The following is a 16,433-nucleotide window of genomic DNA, read 5'->3' as shown; positions in this document are numbered from 1 at the left end:
CCGTTCGCGTGAGCGCCGTTCGCATGCCCCCCCTCGCCGGCCTCCTCCTCGCCCTCGTCGCCCTCCTCGTCCCCCCCGCGGCGCACGCGCAGGGGGCCGCCCCCGCCGGCGAGGCGCCCCCCGAGACGCTCGAGTCGCGCGTGTTCGAGATCGCCCAGCAGCTGCGCTGCCCTACCTGCGTCAGCGAATCGGTGGCGGACAGCAGCGCCGGCATCAGCATCGAGATGCGCAACCAGATCCAGGCGCAACTCCGCGACGGCCGCAGCGAAGCGGAGATCCTCGCCTTCTTCCAGGAACGCTACGGCGACTGGGTCCTCCTCGAGCCACCCCGTCGCGGCATCCACCTGGTCGTCTGGTGGTTGCCCGGCATCGCCCTCGCCGCCGGCGTCCTCGGCCTCGCGACGCTGATGGTCCGCTGGACCCGCAACGCCCGCCGCCTCGCGGAGGAGGACGCCCCCAGCGACGCGGACCTCGCGCGCGTCCGCGCCGAACTCGCCGACGACGGCACCGGAGGTCGCGCGTGACCCTGACGCTCCTCGTCATCGCCGGCGTCGCGCTCGCCCTCACCGTCTTCGTGCTGCTGCCCCTCGTCTGGTCCAGCGCCGCGGACCCGCTGCCCGACGCGCGCGACCCGCTCCTCGCCGACCTCGAGGAGGAACGCGGCGCGCTGCTCGCCGCCATCCGCGAGCTCGACGCCCGCACCGACCTGAACGAAGACCGCCGCGCGGAACTCCACGCCCGCTACGAAGCGAAGGCCGCGAAGGTCCTCAGGGCGATCGACGAACGCCGCGCCGACCTCGACGGTACGCCCGCCCCGACCCCCACCGCTCCGCGCCGCGGGCCGCGCGTCGCGTGGGGGTGGGTGTCGCTGGTGGTGGTCTCCACCGGCATCGCCGCGACGCTCGGCGGGTGGGTCCTGCCCCGCGTCGGGCAGGACGCCACCGTCACCACCGCCGACGCCGCCCGCCTCGAGGCGGCGCAAGCGATCCGCGACGCCCAGCGCGTCGCGGAGGACGACCCGACCGGCGCGACGTACGCCGCGCTCGGGGACGTCTACTGGGAGATCCAGGACCCCGAGGGGGCGCGCGAGGCGTACGCCCGCGCGGTCGAGGGGTTCGACGACGCCCCCGCCCGCGCCTTCCTGCGCCTCGGGCTGCTCCGCGCGCAGGACGACCCCGCCGAAGCGCGGGTGCTGCTCGAGCAGGCCCGCCTGCGCGCCCCCGACGACCCGACCACCCTCGGGTCGCTGGGGGAGCTGTACCTGCAGCAGGGCGCCTACCTGCAGGCGCTCGAGGCGTTCGAGGCGCTCGAGGCGTTGCCCGGCGTCGAGGCCGACGACCTCGTCGTCGAACGCCTGGCGCTCCTGCGCCGCCTCGAACCGCTCGCCCGCGCGGTCGAGGACGAGCCCGACGCCGCCGACCTGCGGGCGTTCGGGGACGCGTTGTGGGCCGAGGAGGCCCGCAACGCCGCGGTGCAGCAGTACTTCCGCATCCTCACCGAGTTCGACCCGAACGACCCCCTCGCCCTCGCGCGGGTCGGGGAGGCGCTGTTCCTCCGGGGCTCCACCGCCGACGCGGTGCAGATCCTGGAGCGCGCCCGGACCGCCGCCGCCGACCGCGACGCCGACCTCCCCCCGAACGCCCTGTTGTTCCTCGGCAACGCCGCCTTCGCCGAAGCGGACTACGACGCCGCCATCGACGCGTGGGAGGCGCACCTCGCCGCCGCCGACGCGCCCGGGCGCGTGCCGCAGCTCCTCGCCCGCGCCGAAGCGCTCGCCGCCGGCGAACCCGACCCCGGCATGGGCGCCGTCGCGGCCGACGGGAGTGCGGGCGCGACCGGGGCGGACGCCGGGAGCGCGGGACCGTCGGCGACCCAGGTCGCCGACGGTCCCGGCCTCTACGCCGCCCACTGCGCGCAGTGCCACGGCGCGCGCGGGCAGGGGGGCAGCGGCCCCCGGTTGACCGACAACCCCTCGGTCGCGCGGGTCGCGAACGTCGAGAACCTCATTCGCTACGGGCGCGGCCTCATGCCCGGCTACCAGGCGACCCTGAGCGAGGAGGCGATCCTCACGCTCCGCGACTGGACGGTCGACACCTTCGCGCCATGAGCGCGCCGCCCCCCAACGACGATCCCGCCCCGCGCGACCCGACCCCGCGCGACCCGGAGGCGCCGGTCGACGCGGAACGCCGCGCCCTGAACGCCTGGCTGTGGCGCCTCCCGGTCCTCCTCGCCGCCGGCGCGGGGGCGTGGGGCGTGTTCCAGGCCGCGAACGTGCACTTCTTCAAACGCCGGCCCGACCCCACCCCCACCTTCGACGACGGACCGCCGCAACTCGTGGCGCCCGTCGACCGCTTCGCGGACCTCTGGGACGAGGTGACGTTCGTCTACCAGGGGGTGCCCGCCATCGCCGTGCGCCTCCCCGGCCCCGCCCCCGGCTCGCGGGAGGTGGACGGCCGGCACTTCGGCGCCTACTCGCGGGTCTGCACCCACCTCGGCTGCGTCGTCGCCCTCAACCGCGACGCCGAAGCGATCGCCTTCGCCTTCAACTACCGCGCCGACGGCCCCCAGTTCGTGTGCCGCTGCCACCTGAGCGTGTTCGACCCCACCCGCGCCGGACGCGCCGTCGCGGGCCCCGCCGTCCAGCCGCTGCCCCGCGTCCGCCTCGACGTTCGCGACGGGCCCGACGGCCGCGAACTGATCGCCACCGGGCTCGAACCGGCGCCCGAAGGCTGACCCGCCGAGGCGCCGCCGACCCCGAACCGCCCCCCTGCCGACCCCTCAGTCGGTCGGTACGGGGCGTGGCCCCCACAGGCGGAGGGTGGCCTGCACGACCGGCCCGATCAGGACCGCGAACAGGACCGTGCCCAGCCCCACCGCACCGCCCAACGCCACGCCGACGATCAACACCCCCACCTCGATCGTCGTGCGGGCCCGCCGCACCTCGATGCCGAGACGCCGCGACAGGCCCAGCATGAACATGTCGCGCGGCCCCGCCCCGAACCGGGCGGTGATGTACGCGCCGGTCCCCAGCCCGATGATCGCCAGCCCCACCAGGAACTGCGCGGTCCCCACCGCGAGCCCCTCGGGCGTCGGCACGGCGCCCGACGCGCGGACGGCGTCCACGACCGGTCCGATGCTCAGCATGTTCACGACCGTGCCCGGTCCCGGACGCTCGCCGGTCGTCGTCCAGGCCAGCGCCGCGATCACGACGCCGGCCAGCACGAGGCCCTGCCCGAACGTGAGCGGCGTGACGCGGGCGATGCCGTCGTGGAACACCGCCCACGGCCCCACGCCGATCCCCGCCTCCAGCATCACCGCCAGCCCGACGCCCATCATCACCAGGCCCGCGGCGTACTTCACGAGACGCCCGTAGAAGGCGGGCCGGCGCAGGCGATCGCTCGCGATGCGGGCGGAGGTGCGGGCGTGGCGTCGAAGCGCGTGAGCGTCCATGAGCGTGCAGCATACGCCCCACCGGCCCGCGGCCGGTATCGTGCGCCCGATGCCGACGCGCACCTGGACCCTCCGCCTCGACGACGTGCTGCTGCCCGGGCCGAACGAACTGATGCGCATGCACGCCCAGGACTACCGCCGGCTGCGCGACGAACTGCTGTTGTTGGCGCGCGCCTCGCTCGACCCCGCGCTCCCCGCCGCGCCGCTCGAGGCGTGCACGGTGCACGTGACCCTGTGGCGACCCGCCCGCAGGCTGCTCGACGCCGACGCGAAGTACGGGGCCGTGAAGCCCCTCCTCGACGTCCTGCAGCCCGGCCGCGGGTACGCCCGCAAGGTCGGCGGACGCCAAGTGCTCGACACGACGAACGGCCTCGCGTTGTTGCGCGACGACCGCGACGGCGAAGCGGGCCTGAAGGGCTGCATCCGCGACCTGCGGGTCGTGCAGCGGCTGGGCGACCCCGCGGTCGACGTCCGCGTCGACGCGCACGACACGGAGGCCGCCGCGTGACGCCGGGCGCACCCCCCAAGCCCCCGTCGCCGTTCGGGGTGCTGGTGGGGACCGCCGCCGTCGTGACGCTCGCCACCGAGTGGCTTCGCTTCCAGTGGGGGCCCGCCGTCGCCCTCCCCGTCGCGGTCCTCGGGGCGGGGGCGGCGCTCGCCGCGACCGCCGGCGCGCTCCGCGCCCGCCGGCGCTGGCGAGCCGCCCTCGAGGCGGCCGACCGCACGACCGACCCCACCGCCGACCGCGTCACCGACCGCGCGACCGAAGAGGCCGCCCCGCAGGTGCGCATCACGCGCGGCGCACCGGCCCGCGTGGCGACGGCGACGCTGATCCTGCCCGCGCGCGACGGCGACGCGGCCCCCACCCCACCCTCCGCGCCCGGCGCGGAGGTGCCGAGCGACGCGTATGCTCCCCTGCGGAGCGCCACGACGGACGCCGCGCCGCGCGCGCGGACGCCCGCCCCCCGGGAGGAGACCCCATGAGCAACCCCCTGGCCCGCCTGCCCGAGCTCGGGCAATCGGTGTACGTCGACGAGATCCGCCGCGCCTGGTTCGAGGACGGCACCCTCGCCACCTGGATCGAGCGCGACGGCCTGCGCGGCGTCACGAGCAACCCCGCGATCTTCCAGAAGGCGATCGCGGAGACCGGCGATTACGACGCCGCCATCCGCGAGCTCGCCGCGAGCGACCTCGACGCGACCGGCGTGTACGAGACGCTGGTGATCGAGGACATCCGCCGCGCCGCGGACCTGTTCCGGCCCACGTTCGACGCGAGCGACGGGCGCTACGGGTGGGTGTCGCTCGAGGTGAGTCCGCACCTGGCGCGCGACGCGGACGCCACCGTCCGCGAGGCCCGCGACCTGTTCGCGCGGGTGGGGCGCCCGAACGTCTTCATCAAGGTGCCCGGCACCGAGGAGGGCCTCGCGGCGATCCGCACCCTCCTCGAGGGCGGCATCCCCGTCAACGTCACGCTGCTGTTCTCCGTCGCGCGCTACGAAGCGGTCCTGGAGACGTACCTCACGGCGATGGAGGCGCGCGCCGCGCGGGGCGAGACGCCGGACGTCGCCAGCGTCGCCAGCTTCTTCCTGAGCCGCATCGACGTCGCCGTCGATCCCCGCCTCGACGCCGCCGCCGACGCCGGCAGCGAGGCGGCCGCGCACGCCGAACGCCTCAAGGGCACGATCGCCGTGGCGAACGCCAAGCTCGCCTACGCGCACGCCGCGGCGGTCACCGCCTCGCCGCGCTGGGCGGCGTTGGCGGCGGCGGGCGCGCGCCCGCAACGGCTGTTGTGGGCCTCGACCGGCACGAAGAACCCCGCCTACTCCCCCGTCGCGTACGTCGAACCGCTGATCGGGCCGGACACGGTGAACACCATGCCGGTGGGGACGCTCGACGCCTACCGCGCGCAGGGGGACCCGGCGGTCCGCATCGAGGACGGCGTGGAGGCGGCCCGCGCGCAGGTGGGCCGGCTCGCCGCGCTCGGCATCGACCTGGACGCCGTCACGCAGGCGCTGGAGGTCGAGGGCCTCGCGAAGTTCACGGGGCCGTTCGACGCGATGATGGCGTCGATCGACGCCGCCCTCGCCGACGCCCGCGCCGGTTGACCCCCGCTCAGCTCCGCGGGCGCAGCCGCTCGCGGAGCAGGAAGGCGTACCCGACGACGCCGATCAGCGCGAAACTCCACCACTGCAGGGCGTAGGAGAGGTGCGGTCCCCCCTCCGGCTCGGGGGTCGGTACGCGGACCGGGAGCGCCACCCACCCGTCGACGCCGGTGCGGACCTCCTGCACGTCGCCGTCGGTCCGGGCCGGCGCTCCGGCGCCGGCCGGGGCGAGGCGCTCGGCGACGAGGACGTACGGCAGCAGGGGGGCCGGCATCTGCGCCGCGAGGCGATCGACGTCGGCGCGCGCGATCCGCTCGAGCGGCCCGTCGCTCGGGTCGCGCGGGGCGAGGCCCGACAGGAAGCCGGTCGGGGGGTCGGCCTCCGGCTCCAACCAGCCGGCGACCGCCACCCGCCCCGACGGCGCGTCCCACGGCGGGAGGACCGGGTCGTCGGTCTGGAAGGGGATCCACCCGCGGTTGACGAGCAGGAGCGTGCCGGCCCGCACGCCGAGCGCCGCGGTGGTGGCGGCGTCGAGGCGTAGCGGCGTGAGGACGTGGAAGCCGGGGCGTTCCTCGTACGCGCGGCCGCGCAGCAGCACCTCGTGTTCGGGCAGCAACACGCCCTCCACGCGGGTGGGGCGGTAGCGGGCGTTCGTGGGTGCGCCGGGGGGCGCGTCGGGATCGAGGCCGTCGAGGCGTTCGGGGAGGGGCAGGGTCGGGGCGTCGAGGCGCGCCTCGAGGCGGGCGTTGCGTTCCTGCAACTGCCCGTGGCGCGCCAGCTGCCAGAAGCCGAGCGTCACGAACAGGGCGAAGACGAAGGCGACGAGGAGGTGCCACGGCCAGAGGCGAGGCGCGAGGAGGTCCCGCACGACCGAAGGCTCAGACGAAGAGCGCGCGGTCGAGCGCCATCGAGAGGAAGAGCAACGCCAGGTACAGCATCGAGTACTTGTACAGCGGCAGCGCCTGCGCCTTCTGGATCGACGCCCCGGTCCGCGCCAGGTTCCACAAATTCGCGACGCGCAACGCCAGCACGACGTTCAGCGCGAGGGCGGCCAGCAGGTAGGCCACCGAGAACGCCTGCAGCGCGAAGGGGACGACCGTCAGGACGGCGGTCAGGACGGCGTACATGACGATCTGCAGGACCGTCGCCCGCTCGCCGATCACCGACGGCGCCATCGGCACGCCGACCGCGGCGTAGTCGTCCTGGATCATCAACGCCAACGCCCAGAAGTGGACGGGCGTCCACATGAAGATGAGCGCGAACAGCAACCACGCCAGGAGGCTCAACTCGCCCGTGACGGCGGCCCACCCCACGAGCGGCGGGATGGCGCCGGCCGCGCCCCCGATCACGATGTTCTGCCACGTCGTGCGCTTGAGCCACATGGTGTAGATCAGCACGTAGAAGGCGATGCCGGCCCACGACAACAACGCCGCGAGCAGGTTCGATACCGCCCAGATGACGACGAACGACCCGATCGTGAGCGCGACGGCGAAGATCAAGGCGTCGCGGGTCGACACCACGCCGGTCACCGCCGGCCGGCTGGCCGTCCGCTTCATGCGCACGTCGATGTCGCGGTCGTAGACCATGTTGTAGACCCCGGCGGCGCCGGCCGACATGTAGCCGCCCACCAGGAGCCCCAGCAGCGTCAGCGTGCCCGGCCAGCCGCCGGCCGCGACGAACATCGCCCCCACCGTCGTCGCCAGCAGAAGGCTGATGACCTTCGGCTTGGTCAGGGTGACGTAGTCCCGCCAGGTGGCGCGCGGCCGCGCCGCGGTCGCGTCGCTCATCCGGCGTTCTCCAGCGTCGAGCGGCGCAGCGGACGCGCCGCGCGGGTCTCGGTCGCCGACCCCAGCATCGCGACGGCGGTGACGGTCAACAGCCCGAACGCGAGGACCGACACGCCGAGGTGCAGGAGCTGCAGCGCCACCGGCGCGAGCAACGCCAGGTTGAAGGTCCCGATCCCCAACTGCGTCAGGTACGTCCCCAACAGCGCGCGGGCCGGCCCGCGCGCCTCGGGCGCCGGCTTCAACCACCACCCGAACCCGAGCGAGACGAACAGGTAGATCCCGACCGTCACCGCGATCAGGGGGTGGAGGATGCGGAGGCGGATCAGCGGGTGCGAGTTCGGGTCGAAGTCGGCGGCCAGGCCCTCCGCCAGCGAGGCGCTCGGGAACATCGTGTTCCCCATCGCCGCGATCCCCCCGCTGAACATCAACAGCAGCATCCCGCCGAACGCGACCGCGAGGGTGGTGCCCAGCACCCCCTGCCGGCGCAGGCGCAACGGCCAGACGCCCCGCCCGGTGGCGTACCAGACGGTCCCCGACAGCGCCCCGACGAGCAGCATGCTGTTCACCAGGTGGCTGGCGACCATCAACCCGCGCTCGACGCTGGCGTTGTCGGCGGTGAGGCCCCACAGGACCGTGAGCGCCCCGAGGAGCGCCTCGATGATCAAAAAGACGAACGACGCCGTGGCGAACGCGAACGTCCCCGGCATCTCGCGGCGCGCGCGGAACGCCCTGACGAGCAACCAGGTGCCGATCACCAACACCACGAGACTCAACAGCCGGTGCCCGAACTCGATCGACGTTTCCAGGGTCGGGGCGAGGGGGATCACCTCGCCGTTGCAGAGCGGCCAGTGGCGGCCGCACCCGGCTCCGCTGTGGGTGATGCGCACGACCGCCCCCTGGAGGATGACCACCAGGTTGGCGGCGAGCGCGATCCACGCGAGGGTCGGCAGGGAGGGAGCGAGGCGCCTCATGCGAAGGAGAATGTAGCACCCCCCGCGCGCGCGCGGCGTCGCCCGGCGACCGTCCCGCGGCGCCCCGCGGCGCGGCTCGCCCCCCCCCACCGCCGCACGCCGACCGCCCCACGTGCATCCGTCCTGGGGAGGAAGGCGCCCGTCCGCGGTATGCTGGCGTGAAATCCGCCGATTCGTCCCCCCGGAGGCAACCCCGTGCCCAACCGAACGTTCGCCGTACTCCTGACGACGCTGCTGAGCCTGATCGCCGGCGCGGCGTTCGCGCAGGACGCCGACGCCACCCCGCAGGACGTCGACGCGCTCGTGCGCGACGGCGCCTTCTACCTCAACCGCGGCGACTGCGCGCTGGCGCAGTACTTCTACGAAGAGGCGCTCGCCGTCGAGCCCGACGACGTCGAGGCGCTCGTCGGTCGCGGCCGCGCCCTGCGCTGCCAGGGCGACCTGCCCAGCGCCGTCGAGGCGCTGCGCGCCGCGACCGACGCGGCGACCGACGCCGCAGCCGGCGACGCCACCCCGTGGGTGCAGCTGGCGCTCACCTACCGCGAGCAGTACCTCGAGGACTCCGCGGGGTACGCCTCCCGGCTCGGGGACGCGCTCGACGCCGTCGCCCGCGCCGAAGCGGTCGCGCCGGACGACGCGCGCGTCTACAACACGAAGGGGATCGTGCTGTACGAGGCCGGCACCCTCGAGGAGGCCCGCACCGCCTTCGAGACCGCCGCCGACGTCGCGGCCGGGGACGAGGCGCTGTCGAACCGCGAGGTGTCCACCATCCGCGTCAACCAGGGCCGCGTCTACCGCGACCTGGGCGACCTCGAACTCGCCGCCGCCACCTTCCGGCGCGGCGTGGTGGACGACCCGACGAACGTCGCGGCCCGCAACCTGCTCGGCAACGTTCTATACCGCCTCGACGACTGCGCCGGCGCCCGCTACGAGCTCTCGCAGGCCGTCACCCTCGCGCCGACCTCCCTGTCGGCGGTGTCGCAGCTCGGCATCGCGCTGTTCGAGTGCGGCGACCCCGCCGCCTCCGTCCCGGTCCTCGAGCGCGCCCTCGAGCTCGAGGGGGCGGTCTTCACGCCGCCGCTCTACACGTACCTGGCGCGCGCCTACCTCGAGCAGGGCCGCGCCGACGACGCCGTCCGCCGCGCCCAACAGGGGGCCCTGCTGCCCCCCGAACGCGCCGACGCGCACGTCGTGCTCGGCGACGCCTACCTCGCCCGCGGCGGGGACGGCGACGCCGCCGCGGCGCGCGAGGCGTACCAGCGGGCGCTGGAGATCGACCCGAACGACGCCGCCGCCCGCGACGCGCTCGACGCGCTCGACTGACGCGCACCGCACCACCCCCGAAGCACCCCCGCGTCGGCCCGGGCTTCCCGCCCGGGCCGACGTTTGCTAGACTCACTCGGTTTGCAGGTCCGGCGCGGCAGCGGAACGTCCGCGCCCGACCCCGAACCGCCCGGCGTGCCGGGCGCGGGGGAACCCCCTCCGCGTCGGCCGCGACACTCCCGCCCAACGTTCCGCGACGGAGGCACCCATGTCCTACCTCGGTATGAAACAACTCCTCGAGGCCGGCGTCCACTTCGGCCACGAGACCAAGCGCTGGAACCCGAAGATGAAGCGCTACATCTTCGCCGAGCGCAACGGCATCTTCATCATCGACCTGCAGAAGACGCTGGTCGAGTCGGAGAAGGCGTTCGACTACCTCAAGGACCTCGCGGCGCGGGGCGGCACGATCCTGTTCGTCGGCACGAAGAAGCAGGCGCAGGAGATCCTCGCCGCCGAAGCCAAGCGCTGCGGCATGCCCTTCATCAACGAACGCTGGCTCGGCGGGCTGCTGACCAACTTCCGGACCATCCGGACCCGCGTCGAGCGCCTCAAGACCCTCGAAGCGATGTTCGAGGACGAGTCGATCCTGCGCTACAACAAGAAGGAACAGATCGACCTCGGCAAGGAACTGCAGCGGCTGCAGCGCTACCTGGGCGGCATCCGCGACATGAGTCGCCTCCCCGACGCGCTGTTCATCGTCGATCCCACCAAGGAAGCGATCGCCGCGAACGAAGCGAACAAGCTCGACGTCCCCGTCGTCGCCCTCGCCGACACCGACAGCGACCCCGACGTCCTCGACTACATCGTGCCGGGCAACGACGACGCGATCCGCTCGATCCAGCTCGTCACCGCCCGCCTCGCCGACGCGATCATCGAGGTCAAGGGCGGCACCGACGCCGCCCCCGCCGAGGACGGCGAGGCCGCGCCCGCCGCCCCCACCGCGACCCCGGGCGAAACGCTGCCCGCCCCGATGTCCGCGTCCGAACGCGCCATCCAAGCGGCCGCGACCGCCGGCTCCGCGCCGGCCGACAGCGGCGAGCCGGACGCCAGCCAGGACGTCGCGACCGAAACGGCGGCCGCCCCGGCCGAACCCGCCCCCGCCGAACCCGCCGCGAGCGAAGCCGCCGCAAGCGAACCTCCGGCGGCCGAGGAAGCCACGAGCGAGGCCGCGCCCGCCGACGAGGCCGCGCCGGCCGACGACGCGGAGAAGGCCTGACCCCACGCATCCATTCCCCGCGCGGCGCGCGGAGTCGAGGAGGACCCAGATGGCCGTGAGCATGGAAAGCATCAAGGAGCTGCGCGCGATGACCGGCGCCGGCATGATGGACGTCAAGAAGACCCTCGAGGAGACCGACGGCGACCTCGAGAAGGCCGCGAGCCTCCTGCGCGAGCGCGGCATCGCCAAGGCGGAAAAGAAGGCCGACCGCGCGGCCACCGAGGGCCTCATCGGAACGTACGTGCACCACAACGGCAAGATCGGCGTGATGGTGGAACTCAACTGCGAGACCGACTTCGTCGCCCGCAACGAACAGTTCCAGCAGCTCGCCCGCGACCTGGCGATCCACGTCGCGATGGCGAACCCCGCCGCCCGCTCCCGCGAGGACCTCGACGCGGCCGTCGTCGACGCCGAACGCGAAGCGCTCCGCGCCGAAGCGAAGGCGGAGGGCAAGCCCGACGAGATCGTCGAGCGCATGGTCGAGGGACGCATGAACAAGTACTTCGCCGAAACCGTCCTGCTCGAACAGCCGTTCGTGAAGGACGAGGAGAAGACCGTCGAGGCGTTGATCAAGGAGGCGGTCGCCACGATCGGCGAGAACATCCAGGTCGGCGCCTTCCACCGGATCGCCATCGGCGAGTGAGCCGGACCGCTCGACGGGGTCGCGGATGAAGCGGGCACTCCTGAAGCTCTCCGGCGAGTTCCTCGCCGGCGAGCAACGCTTCGGGGTGGCGCCCGACGCCACCCGCGCCCTCGCGAGCGAGATCGCCGCGGCGCACGCCGCCGGCGTCCAGCTCGCCGTCGTCGTCGGCGCGGGGAACTTCTGGCGGGGCGCGAAACAGGGGTCCGGCATGGACCCCGCCACCGCCGACTACGTCGGCATGCTCGCGACGGTCATGAACGCCGTCGTGTTCCAGGACGCCCTCGAAGCGCAAGGGGTCGACACGCGCGTCATGTCGGCGATCAGCATGCAGGAGGTCGCCGAACCCTACATCCGCCGCCGCGCGCTCCGGCACCTCGAGAAGGGCCGGGTCGTGATCTTCGGTGGGGGAACCGGCAACCCGTTCTTCACGACCGACACCGCCGCCGCGCTCCGCGCCCTGGAGATCGACGCCGACGCGGTCGTGATGGCCAAGAACGCCGTGGACGGCGTCTACGACGCCGACCCGAACGTCGACCCGACCGCGCGGCGCTACGCGACGTTGTCCTACCTCGACGTCCTCAACCAGGACCTGGGCGTCATGGACGCGACCGCCGTCAGCCTCTGCATGGACCGCGACCTGCCGATCCACGTCTTCGACGTCTTCGCCGAGGGCGCCCTGCCGCGCCTGCTGGCGGGCGAGGACGTCGGGACCCGCATCGCGGCCGGCCTCGAGGCGCGCCGCGCCGACGCCTGAGGCACCCGCCGCGGGACGCCTGCGCGCGGCGCGAGGCCGCACCGCGCGGTAGACTCCCCCCACGACGCCGCACGACGCGGCACGGTCGCGCCGGACCGCCGGACCGCGGCCGGGGAGGTGCGTCATGAACGACCTGATCAAGGACACCCGCGCCCGCATGGACAAGACGTACGACGCCTTCGAGGCCAGCGTCGCGACGGTACGGACCGGCCGCGCCAACCCGGCGGTGCTGAACCGCGTGCAGGTCGAGTACTACGGTACCCGCATGCCGCTCGACCAGGTCGCCAACGTCAGCAGCCCCGACCCGCGCACGCTGGTCGTGTCGCCGTTCGACAAGAGCGTCATCGACGAGATCGAGCGCGCCATTCGCGAGGCCGGCCTCGGCTTCAACCCCAGCAACCAGGGGGACGCCGTGTACGTCAGCGTGCCCCCCCTCAACGACGAACGCCGCCGCGAACTCGTGAAGACCGTCAAGCACATGGCGGAGGAGGCGAAGGTCGCGCTGCGCAACATCCGCCGCGACGCGAACCACGAACTCGGGGAGATGCAGAAGCGCAACGAACTCACCGAGGACGACGTGCGGGACGGCGAAGCGGACGTCCAGAAGATCACCGACGAGGTCACGACCAAGATCGACGAGCGCGTCAAGAGCAAAGAAGCGGACATCCTGGAGGTGTGACCCGGCGAGCGCCGACCGCCTGGCCCCGATCGGCCCGCGTGGCGTCGGGGTGGGTCGCGTTCGTCGCGCTCCTCGTCGTCGTGTGGCTCGGGACCCCCGCCATCGCGCCGATCGTGCTCGGTCTCGGCGTCGTCGGGATCCTCGAGTACGCCGCCATGCTGCGCCTCCGCGGCCTGCTGGTGCACCGCACCACCCTCCTCGCCTTCGCCGTCCTGGTGCTGCCCTCCGCCCTCGCCTGGGGGGAGGCGGGCGGCGCCCTCCGCCTCCTCGCCCCCGGCCGCGAAGCGCTGCTGCTGGCGTTCGCCCTCGCCCTGTTCGTGCTCGCGCTGCGGCGACCCCACCAGGAGTCGCTGACCACCGTCGCGCACACCCTCCTCGGGCTCGTCTGGATCCCGCTGTTCCTCAGTTACGGCCTCGACGTGCGCGCCCTCGACGTCGTCGGGCACGGCGCGGCGTTGCTGGTGGTCCTGTCGATCGTCGCGGCGGACGTCGGCGGGTACCTCGCCGGCCACCGCTGGGGACGCCGCCCGATGGCGCCCCGCCTCAGTCCCGACAAGAGCGTCGAGGGCGCCATCGGCGGGCTCGTGCTCGCCGCCGTCACCGCCCCGGTCGCCATGACGATCGTGGAGGCGCGCGGCGCGGTCGCGCCCCTGCACGGGGCGGGCGCCGTCGCGTTCGGGGTGGCCGTCGCCGCCGCCGCTCAACTCGGCGACCTCGCCGAAAGCCTCTTCAAACGCTGGGTCGGCGTGAAGGACACCGGCCTGTTCCTCCCCGGGCACGGCGGGGTCCTCGACCGCATCGATTCGCACCTGTTCGGCATCCCCGCCGGGTACCTGCTGCTACGCCTCCTCGGGATCGCCTGAGCCGCGCGCCGGTCGCGTCGCCAGCGCGATGCCGAGCGCGACGAGCGTCACCCCCACCGCGTGGTGCGCAGCGAAGCGCTCCCCGAGGAGCGCGACGGCGCCGACGCTGCCCAGCACCGGCAACAGGTGCAGGTACGGCCCCGCCCGCGCGGACCCGAGGATCGCGACGCCCCGGTTGAACGCCACGTACGACAGGATCGACGGGAAGACCGCCACGTACGCCCACGCCCCGAGCGCCTCGGGACCGGGCTCGAACGGCTCCACGCGGGCCTCCAGCGCCCAGAACGGCGCCAACACCAGCGAACCGACCACGAACGTCGCGAAGGCGAAGGGGACGCCCGGCACGTCGGGGCGGCGGCGCAACAGCACCGAGTAGCCGGCGTAGCTCGCGACCGCCGCGAGCACCCACAGGTCGCCGCGCGCCACCTCGAGCGTCGCGAGGCGGGCCGGGTCCCCCTCGAGGATCACCCACGCCGCCCCCGCCAACGACACCGCCAACCCCGCGACGCGGGTCGCGGGCAACGCCTCGCGGAACGCGACCGCCCCCAACACCACGATGAGGACCGGAATGCCGGCCTGCAACAAGAAGGCGTTCAGGGCGGTCGTGGTCTGCAGACCGACGTACAGGAACGTGTTGAACGCCGCGACCCCGAGCGCCGACAACGCCAGGACGACGCCGCGACCCTCCCACAGCGCGGCCCGCGCCCGCCAGGCGCCGCGCAGCGCGAACGGCGCGAGCAGGAGGCTGGCGCCCACCCAACGCCCGAACGCCAACGTGACGGGCGGAACGTCGCCGCGCACCGCCCGCCCCACCAGGAAGTTCCCCGCCCAGAAGGTGACGGCGAGGACGAGCAACAGCGCGGCGCGACGGTTCGAGTCGGGCACGCGGGAAGCGTACCGCCCGCCCCCGGGTAGACTGCGTGCTCATGGACGAAGGCGCCCGCAGCCGCATCCCCCGCGACGACGAGCGCACCGTCGCGCCGAACTTCGTCACCGCCGCCGTCGACCGCGACCTCGAAAGCGGTCGCGTGGACCGCGTCGTGACGCGCTTCCCGCCGGAACCCAACGGCTACCTGCACATCGGGCACGCGAAGGCGATCTGCCTCGATTTCGGGGTGGCGGAGGACTACGGCGGCGTGACGTACCTCCGCCTGGACGATACGAACCCCATCCAGGAGGACCCGGCGTTCGTCGAGGCGATCCAGCGCGACGTCGCCTGGCTCGGCTTCCAGTGGATCGACGTGCGCCACGCCAGCGACTACTTCGGCCGCCTCTACGAGCTCGCACGCACCCTGATCCGCCGGGGCGAGGCGTACGTCGACGGGCAGGACCTCGACACGATCCGCGCGACCCGCGGCACCGTCACGACCCCCGGCACGCCCAGCCCCGACCGCGACCGACCGCCCGAGGAGAGCCTCGCGTTGTTCGACGCGATGCGCCGCGGCGAGCACCCCGAGGGCGCGTACGTCCTGCGCGCCAAGATCGACATGGCCAGCCCGAACATGATCCTGCGCGACCCGGTCCTCTACCGGATCCTGCACGCGGCGCACCACCGCACCGGGGACGCCTGGCACGTCTACCCGATGTACGACTTCGCGCACCCCCTCTCCGACGCGATCGAGGGGGTCACGCACAGCCTCTGCACCCTCGAGTTCGAGAACAACCGCGCGATCTACGACTGGCTCGTCGAACGCCTCTTCGACGAACCCGTCCCCCGGCAGTACGAGTTCAACCGCCTCGAGCTGGACCACACCGTCGTCAGCAAACGCAAGCTCGCCCCGCTCGTGGAGCAGGGGCGCGTCGACGGCTGGGACGACCCCCGCCTCCCGACCCTCGCGGCGTTGCGTCGGCGGGGGGTGACGCCCGACGCGATCCGCGACTTCGTGAACCGCATCGGGGTCACCAAGACGAACGCGCGCACCGACCTGGGGCTGCTCGAGGCGTCGATCCGCGACGACCTCAACGCCAAGGCGCCGCGCGTCATGGCGGTCCTCGATCCCGTCCCCCTCGCCATCGACGGCCTCGACGCCAGCGACCTCGGGACGCGCGACGCGCCGTTGTGGCCGCACGACGTCCCGCGCGAAGGCCAGCGACCGCTACCGCTCGCGCGCGACGTGTGGATCGAACGCGGCGACGTGACGCGCGACCCGCCCAAGGGCTGGAAACGGTTCGCGCCCGGCGCCGTCGTCCGCCTCCGGCACGGACCGGTCGTGCGCTGCGACCGCGTCGACGTGGACGCAGACGGGCGCGTGACGGCGGTGCACGGCACCGCCGTCGACCCCGGCGCGGACGACGTCCGGGTGGCCGGCGTCGTGCACTGGGTGGCGCAGGGGACGGCGAAGCCGGCGACCTTCCACCTGATCGACCGGCTGTTCGCCACCGCGAACCCGAACGACGACGACCGGCCCGTCGCGGAGAAGGTCGACCCCGGCGCCCTCGAGATCCGCCGCGGCGTCGTCGAACCGTACGTCCTGGACGCCGACCCCGCCACCCGCTGGCAGTTCGAGCGGCAGGGCTACTTCTGGCGCGACCCGAAGGCGCCCGACGACGGCCCGCCGGTCTTCCTGCGCATCGTGACCCTGAAGGACGGCTGGGCGAAGACGAAGGCGGACGCCCCCGCCCCCCGCCGCGCCCCACGTCCCGCC

General features: G+C 73.8%; 18 protein-coding genes. 13 read left to right on the top strand and 5 right to left on the bottom strand.

What is annotated here, in order from left to right:
- The first annotated feature begins 8 nt into the window (after positions 1 to 8).
- The 3 genes from RI554_00090 to RI554_00080 are packed head-to-tail and all read left to right on the top strand — an operon-like array spanning position 9 to position 2,733.
- On the top strand, positions 9 to 524 hold the full coding sequence (locus tag RI554_00090; protein MDR9390409.1) for a cytochrome c-type biogenesis protein: 516 nt from the start codon (positions 9 to 11) through the stop codon (positions 522 to 524).
- On the top strand, positions 521 to 2,107 hold the full coding sequence (locus RI554_00085; protein MDR9390408.1) for a c-type cytochrome: 1,587 nt from the start codon (positions 521 to 523) through the stop codon (positions 2,105 to 2,107). Before RI554_00090 ends, RI554_00085 begins: the two co-directional genes overlap by 4 nt.
- Positions 2,104 to 2,733, top strand: coding sequence for a Rieske 2Fe-2S domain-containing protein (locus RI554_00080; GenBank protein MDR9390407.1), 630 nt, complete (start codon positions 2,104 to 2,106; stop codon positions 2,731 to 2,733). The genes RI554_00085 and RI554_00080 overlap by 4 nt, the downstream gene beginning before the upstream one ends.
- 45 nt (positions 2,734 to 2,778) lie before the next feature.
- On the opposite strand, the gene RI554_00075 is transcribed toward RI554_00080, so the two are convergent.
- Positions 2,779 to 3,450: a hypothetical protein gene (locus tag RI554_00075; GenBank protein ID MDR9390406.1), complete on the bottom strand. Its 672-nt coding sequence runs from the start codon at positions 3,448 to 3,450 to the stop codon at positions 2,779 to 2,781.
- A 49-nt stretch (positions 3,451 to 3,499) separates the two neighbouring features.
- On the opposite strand from RI554_00075, the gene RI554_00070 reads away from it, so the two are divergent.
- Genes RI554_00070 through tal form a run of 3 tightly spaced genes read left to right on the top strand, consistent with a single transcriptional unit; the run spans position 3,500 to position 5,555 of the window.
- Positions 3,500 to 3,958 (top strand): hypothetical protein, encoded by a 459-nt coding sequence (locus RI554_00070; protein MDR9390405.1) that lies wholly within the window; start codon positions 3,500 to 3,502, stop codon positions 3,956 to 3,958.
- On the top strand, positions 3,955 to 4,434 hold the full coding sequence (locus RI554_00065) for a hypothetical protein (protein MDR9390404.1): 480 nt from the start codon (positions 3,955 to 3,957) through the stop codon (positions 4,432 to 4,434). Before RI554_00070 ends, RI554_00065 begins: the two co-directional genes overlap by 4 nt.
- Positions 4,431 to 5,555 carry a transaldolase gene (gene tal, locus RI554_00060; protein MDR9390403.1) on the top strand — a complete coding sequence of 375 codons (1,125 nt, stop codon included), beginning with the start codon at positions 4,431 to 4,433 and terminating at the stop codon, positions 5,553 to 5,555. Before RI554_00065 ends, tal begins: the two co-directional genes overlap by 4 nt.
- Before the next feature lie 7 nt (positions 5,556 to 5,562).
- On the opposite strand, the gene RI554_00055 is transcribed toward tal, so the two are convergent.
- The 3 genes from RI554_00055 to RI554_00045 are packed head-to-tail and all read right to left on the bottom strand — an operon-like array spanning position 5,563 to position 8,310.
- Positions 5,563 to 6,420 (bottom strand): SURF1 family protein, encoded by an 858-nt coding sequence (locus tag RI554_00055; protein ID MDR9390402.1) that lies wholly within the window; start codon positions 6,418 to 6,420, stop codon positions 5,563 to 5,565.
- Positions 6,421 to 6,430: 10 nt separating this feature from the next.
- On the bottom strand, positions 6,431 to 7,339 hold the full coding sequence (locus RI554_00050; GenBank protein MDR9390401.1) for a heme o synthase: 909 nt from the start codon (positions 7,337 to 7,339) through the stop codon (positions 6,431 to 6,433).
- A complete protein-coding gene (locus RI554_00045; protein ID MDR9390400.1) occupies positions 7,336 to 8,310 on the bottom strand; it encodes a COX15/CtaA family protein in 975 nt (324 codons plus the stop codon). The genes RI554_00050 and RI554_00045 overlap by 4 nt, the downstream gene beginning before the upstream one ends.
- A 195-nt stretch (positions 8,311 to 8,505) precedes the next feature.
- On the opposite strand from RI554_00045, the gene RI554_00040 reads away from it, so the two are divergent.
- From RI554_00040 to RI554_00015, 6 genes are all read left to right on the top strand, one after another.
- Positions 8,506 to 9,633, top strand: a complete 1,128-nt coding sequence (locus RI554_00040) for a tetratricopeptide repeat protein (protein ID MDR9390399.1) — start codon at positions 8,506 to 8,508, stop codon at positions 9,631 to 9,633.
- Positions 9,634 to 9,841: 208 nt separating this feature from the next.
- A complete protein-coding gene (rpsB, locus tag RI554_00035) occupies positions 9,842 to 10,849 on the top strand; it encodes a 30S ribosomal protein S2 (protein MDR9390398.1) in 1,008 nt (335 codons plus the stop codon).
- A 49-nt stretch (positions 10,850 to 10,898) separates the two neighbouring features.
- Complete coding sequence (gene tsf, locus RI554_00030; protein ID MDR9390397.1) at positions 10,899 to 11,492, top strand: translation elongation factor Ts; 594 nt, start codon at positions 10,899 to 10,901, stop codon at positions 11,490 to 11,492.
- A 25-nt stretch (positions 11,493 to 11,517) separates the two neighbouring features.
- Positions 11,518 to 12,246 carry a UMP kinase gene (gene pyrH, locus RI554_00025; GenBank protein MDR9390396.1) on the top strand — a complete coding sequence of 243 codons (729 nt, stop codon included), beginning with the start codon at positions 11,518 to 11,520 and terminating at the stop codon, positions 12,244 to 12,246.
- A 124-nt stretch (positions 12,247 to 12,370) separates the two neighbouring features.
- The gene (gene frr, locus RI554_00020) at positions 12,371 to 12,925 is read left to right on the top strand and encodes a ribosome recycling factor (GenBank protein MDR9390395.1); all 555 of its coding nucleotides are present in this window, start codon (positions 12,371 to 12,373) and stop codon (positions 12,923 to 12,925) included.
- Entirely contained in the window at positions 12,922 to 13,788 is an 867-nt protein-coding gene (locus RI554_00015) for a phosphatidate cytidylyltransferase (GenBank protein MDR9390394.1), read from the top strand. The genes frr and RI554_00015 overlap by 4 nt, the downstream gene beginning before the upstream one ends.
- Here the strand turns inward: RI554_00015 and RI554_00010 are convergent.
- Positions 13,765 to 14,673 carry a DMT family transporter gene (locus RI554_00010; GenBank protein ID MDR9390393.1) on the bottom strand — a complete coding sequence of 303 codons (909 nt, stop codon included), beginning with the start codon at positions 14,671 to 14,673 and terminating at the stop codon, positions 13,765 to 13,767. The two genes, RI554_00015 and RI554_00010, sit on opposite strands and share 24 nt — an antisense overlap.
- Before the next feature lie 41 nt (positions 14,674 to 14,714).
- Here RI554_00010 and RI554_00005 point away from each other — a divergent pair.
- The coding region (locus RI554_00005; GenBank protein ID MDR9390392.1) for a glutamine--tRNA ligase/YqeY domain fusion protein at positions 14,715 to 16,433 on the top strand (1,719 nt) is incomplete at its 3' end.

Source organism: Trueperaceae bacterium (assembly GCA_031581195.1).
Taxonomy (GTDB): Bacteria; Deinococcota; Deinococci; order Deinococcales; family Trueperaceae; genus SLSQ01.
Note: the sequence above shows the minus strand (reverse complement) of the source record. Positions and strands in the feature narration are given on the sequence as shown.

Excerpts from the sequence above, each read along its gene's own strand:
- RI554_00050 (MDR9390401.1), bottom strand. The coding sequence starts at position 7,339 with ATGAGCGACGCGACCGCGGCGCGGCCGCGCGCCACCTGGCGGGACTAC.
- rpsB (MDR9390398.1), top strand. The coding sequence starts at position 9,842 with ATGTCCTACCTCGGTATGAAACAACTCCTCGAGGCCGGCGTCCACTTC.
- RI554_00070 (MDR9390405.1), top strand. The coding sequence starts at position 3,500 with ATGCCGACGCGCACCTGGACCCTCCGCCTCGACGACGTGCTGCTGCCC.
- frr (MDR9390395.1), top strand. The coding sequence starts at position 12,371 with ATGAACGACCTGATCAAGGACACCCGCGCCCGCATGGACAAGACGTAC.
- RI554_00075 (MDR9390406.1), bottom strand. The coding sequence starts at position 3,450 with ATGGACGCTCACGCGCTTCGACGCCACGCCCGCACCTCCGCCCGCATC.
- pyrH (MDR9390396.1), top strand. The coding sequence starts at position 11,518 with ATGAAGCGGGCACTCCTGAAGCTCTCCGGCGAGTTCCTCGCCGGCGAG.
- tsf (MDR9390397.1), top strand. The coding sequence starts at position 10,899 with ATGGCCGTGAGCATGGAAAGCATCAAGGAGCTGCGCGCGATGACCGGC.
- RI554_00045 (MDR9390400.1), bottom strand. The coding sequence starts at position 8,310 with ATGAGGCGCCTCGCTCCCTCCCTGCCGACCCTCGCGTGGATCGCGCTC.
- RI554_00080 (MDR9390407.1), top strand. The coding sequence starts at position 2,104 with ATGAGCGCGCCGCCCCCCAACGACGATCCCGCCCCGCGCGACCCGACC.
- tal (MDR9390403.1), top strand. The coding sequence starts at position 4,431 with ATGAGCAACCCCCTGGCCCGCCTGCCCGAGCTCGGGCAATCGGTGTAC.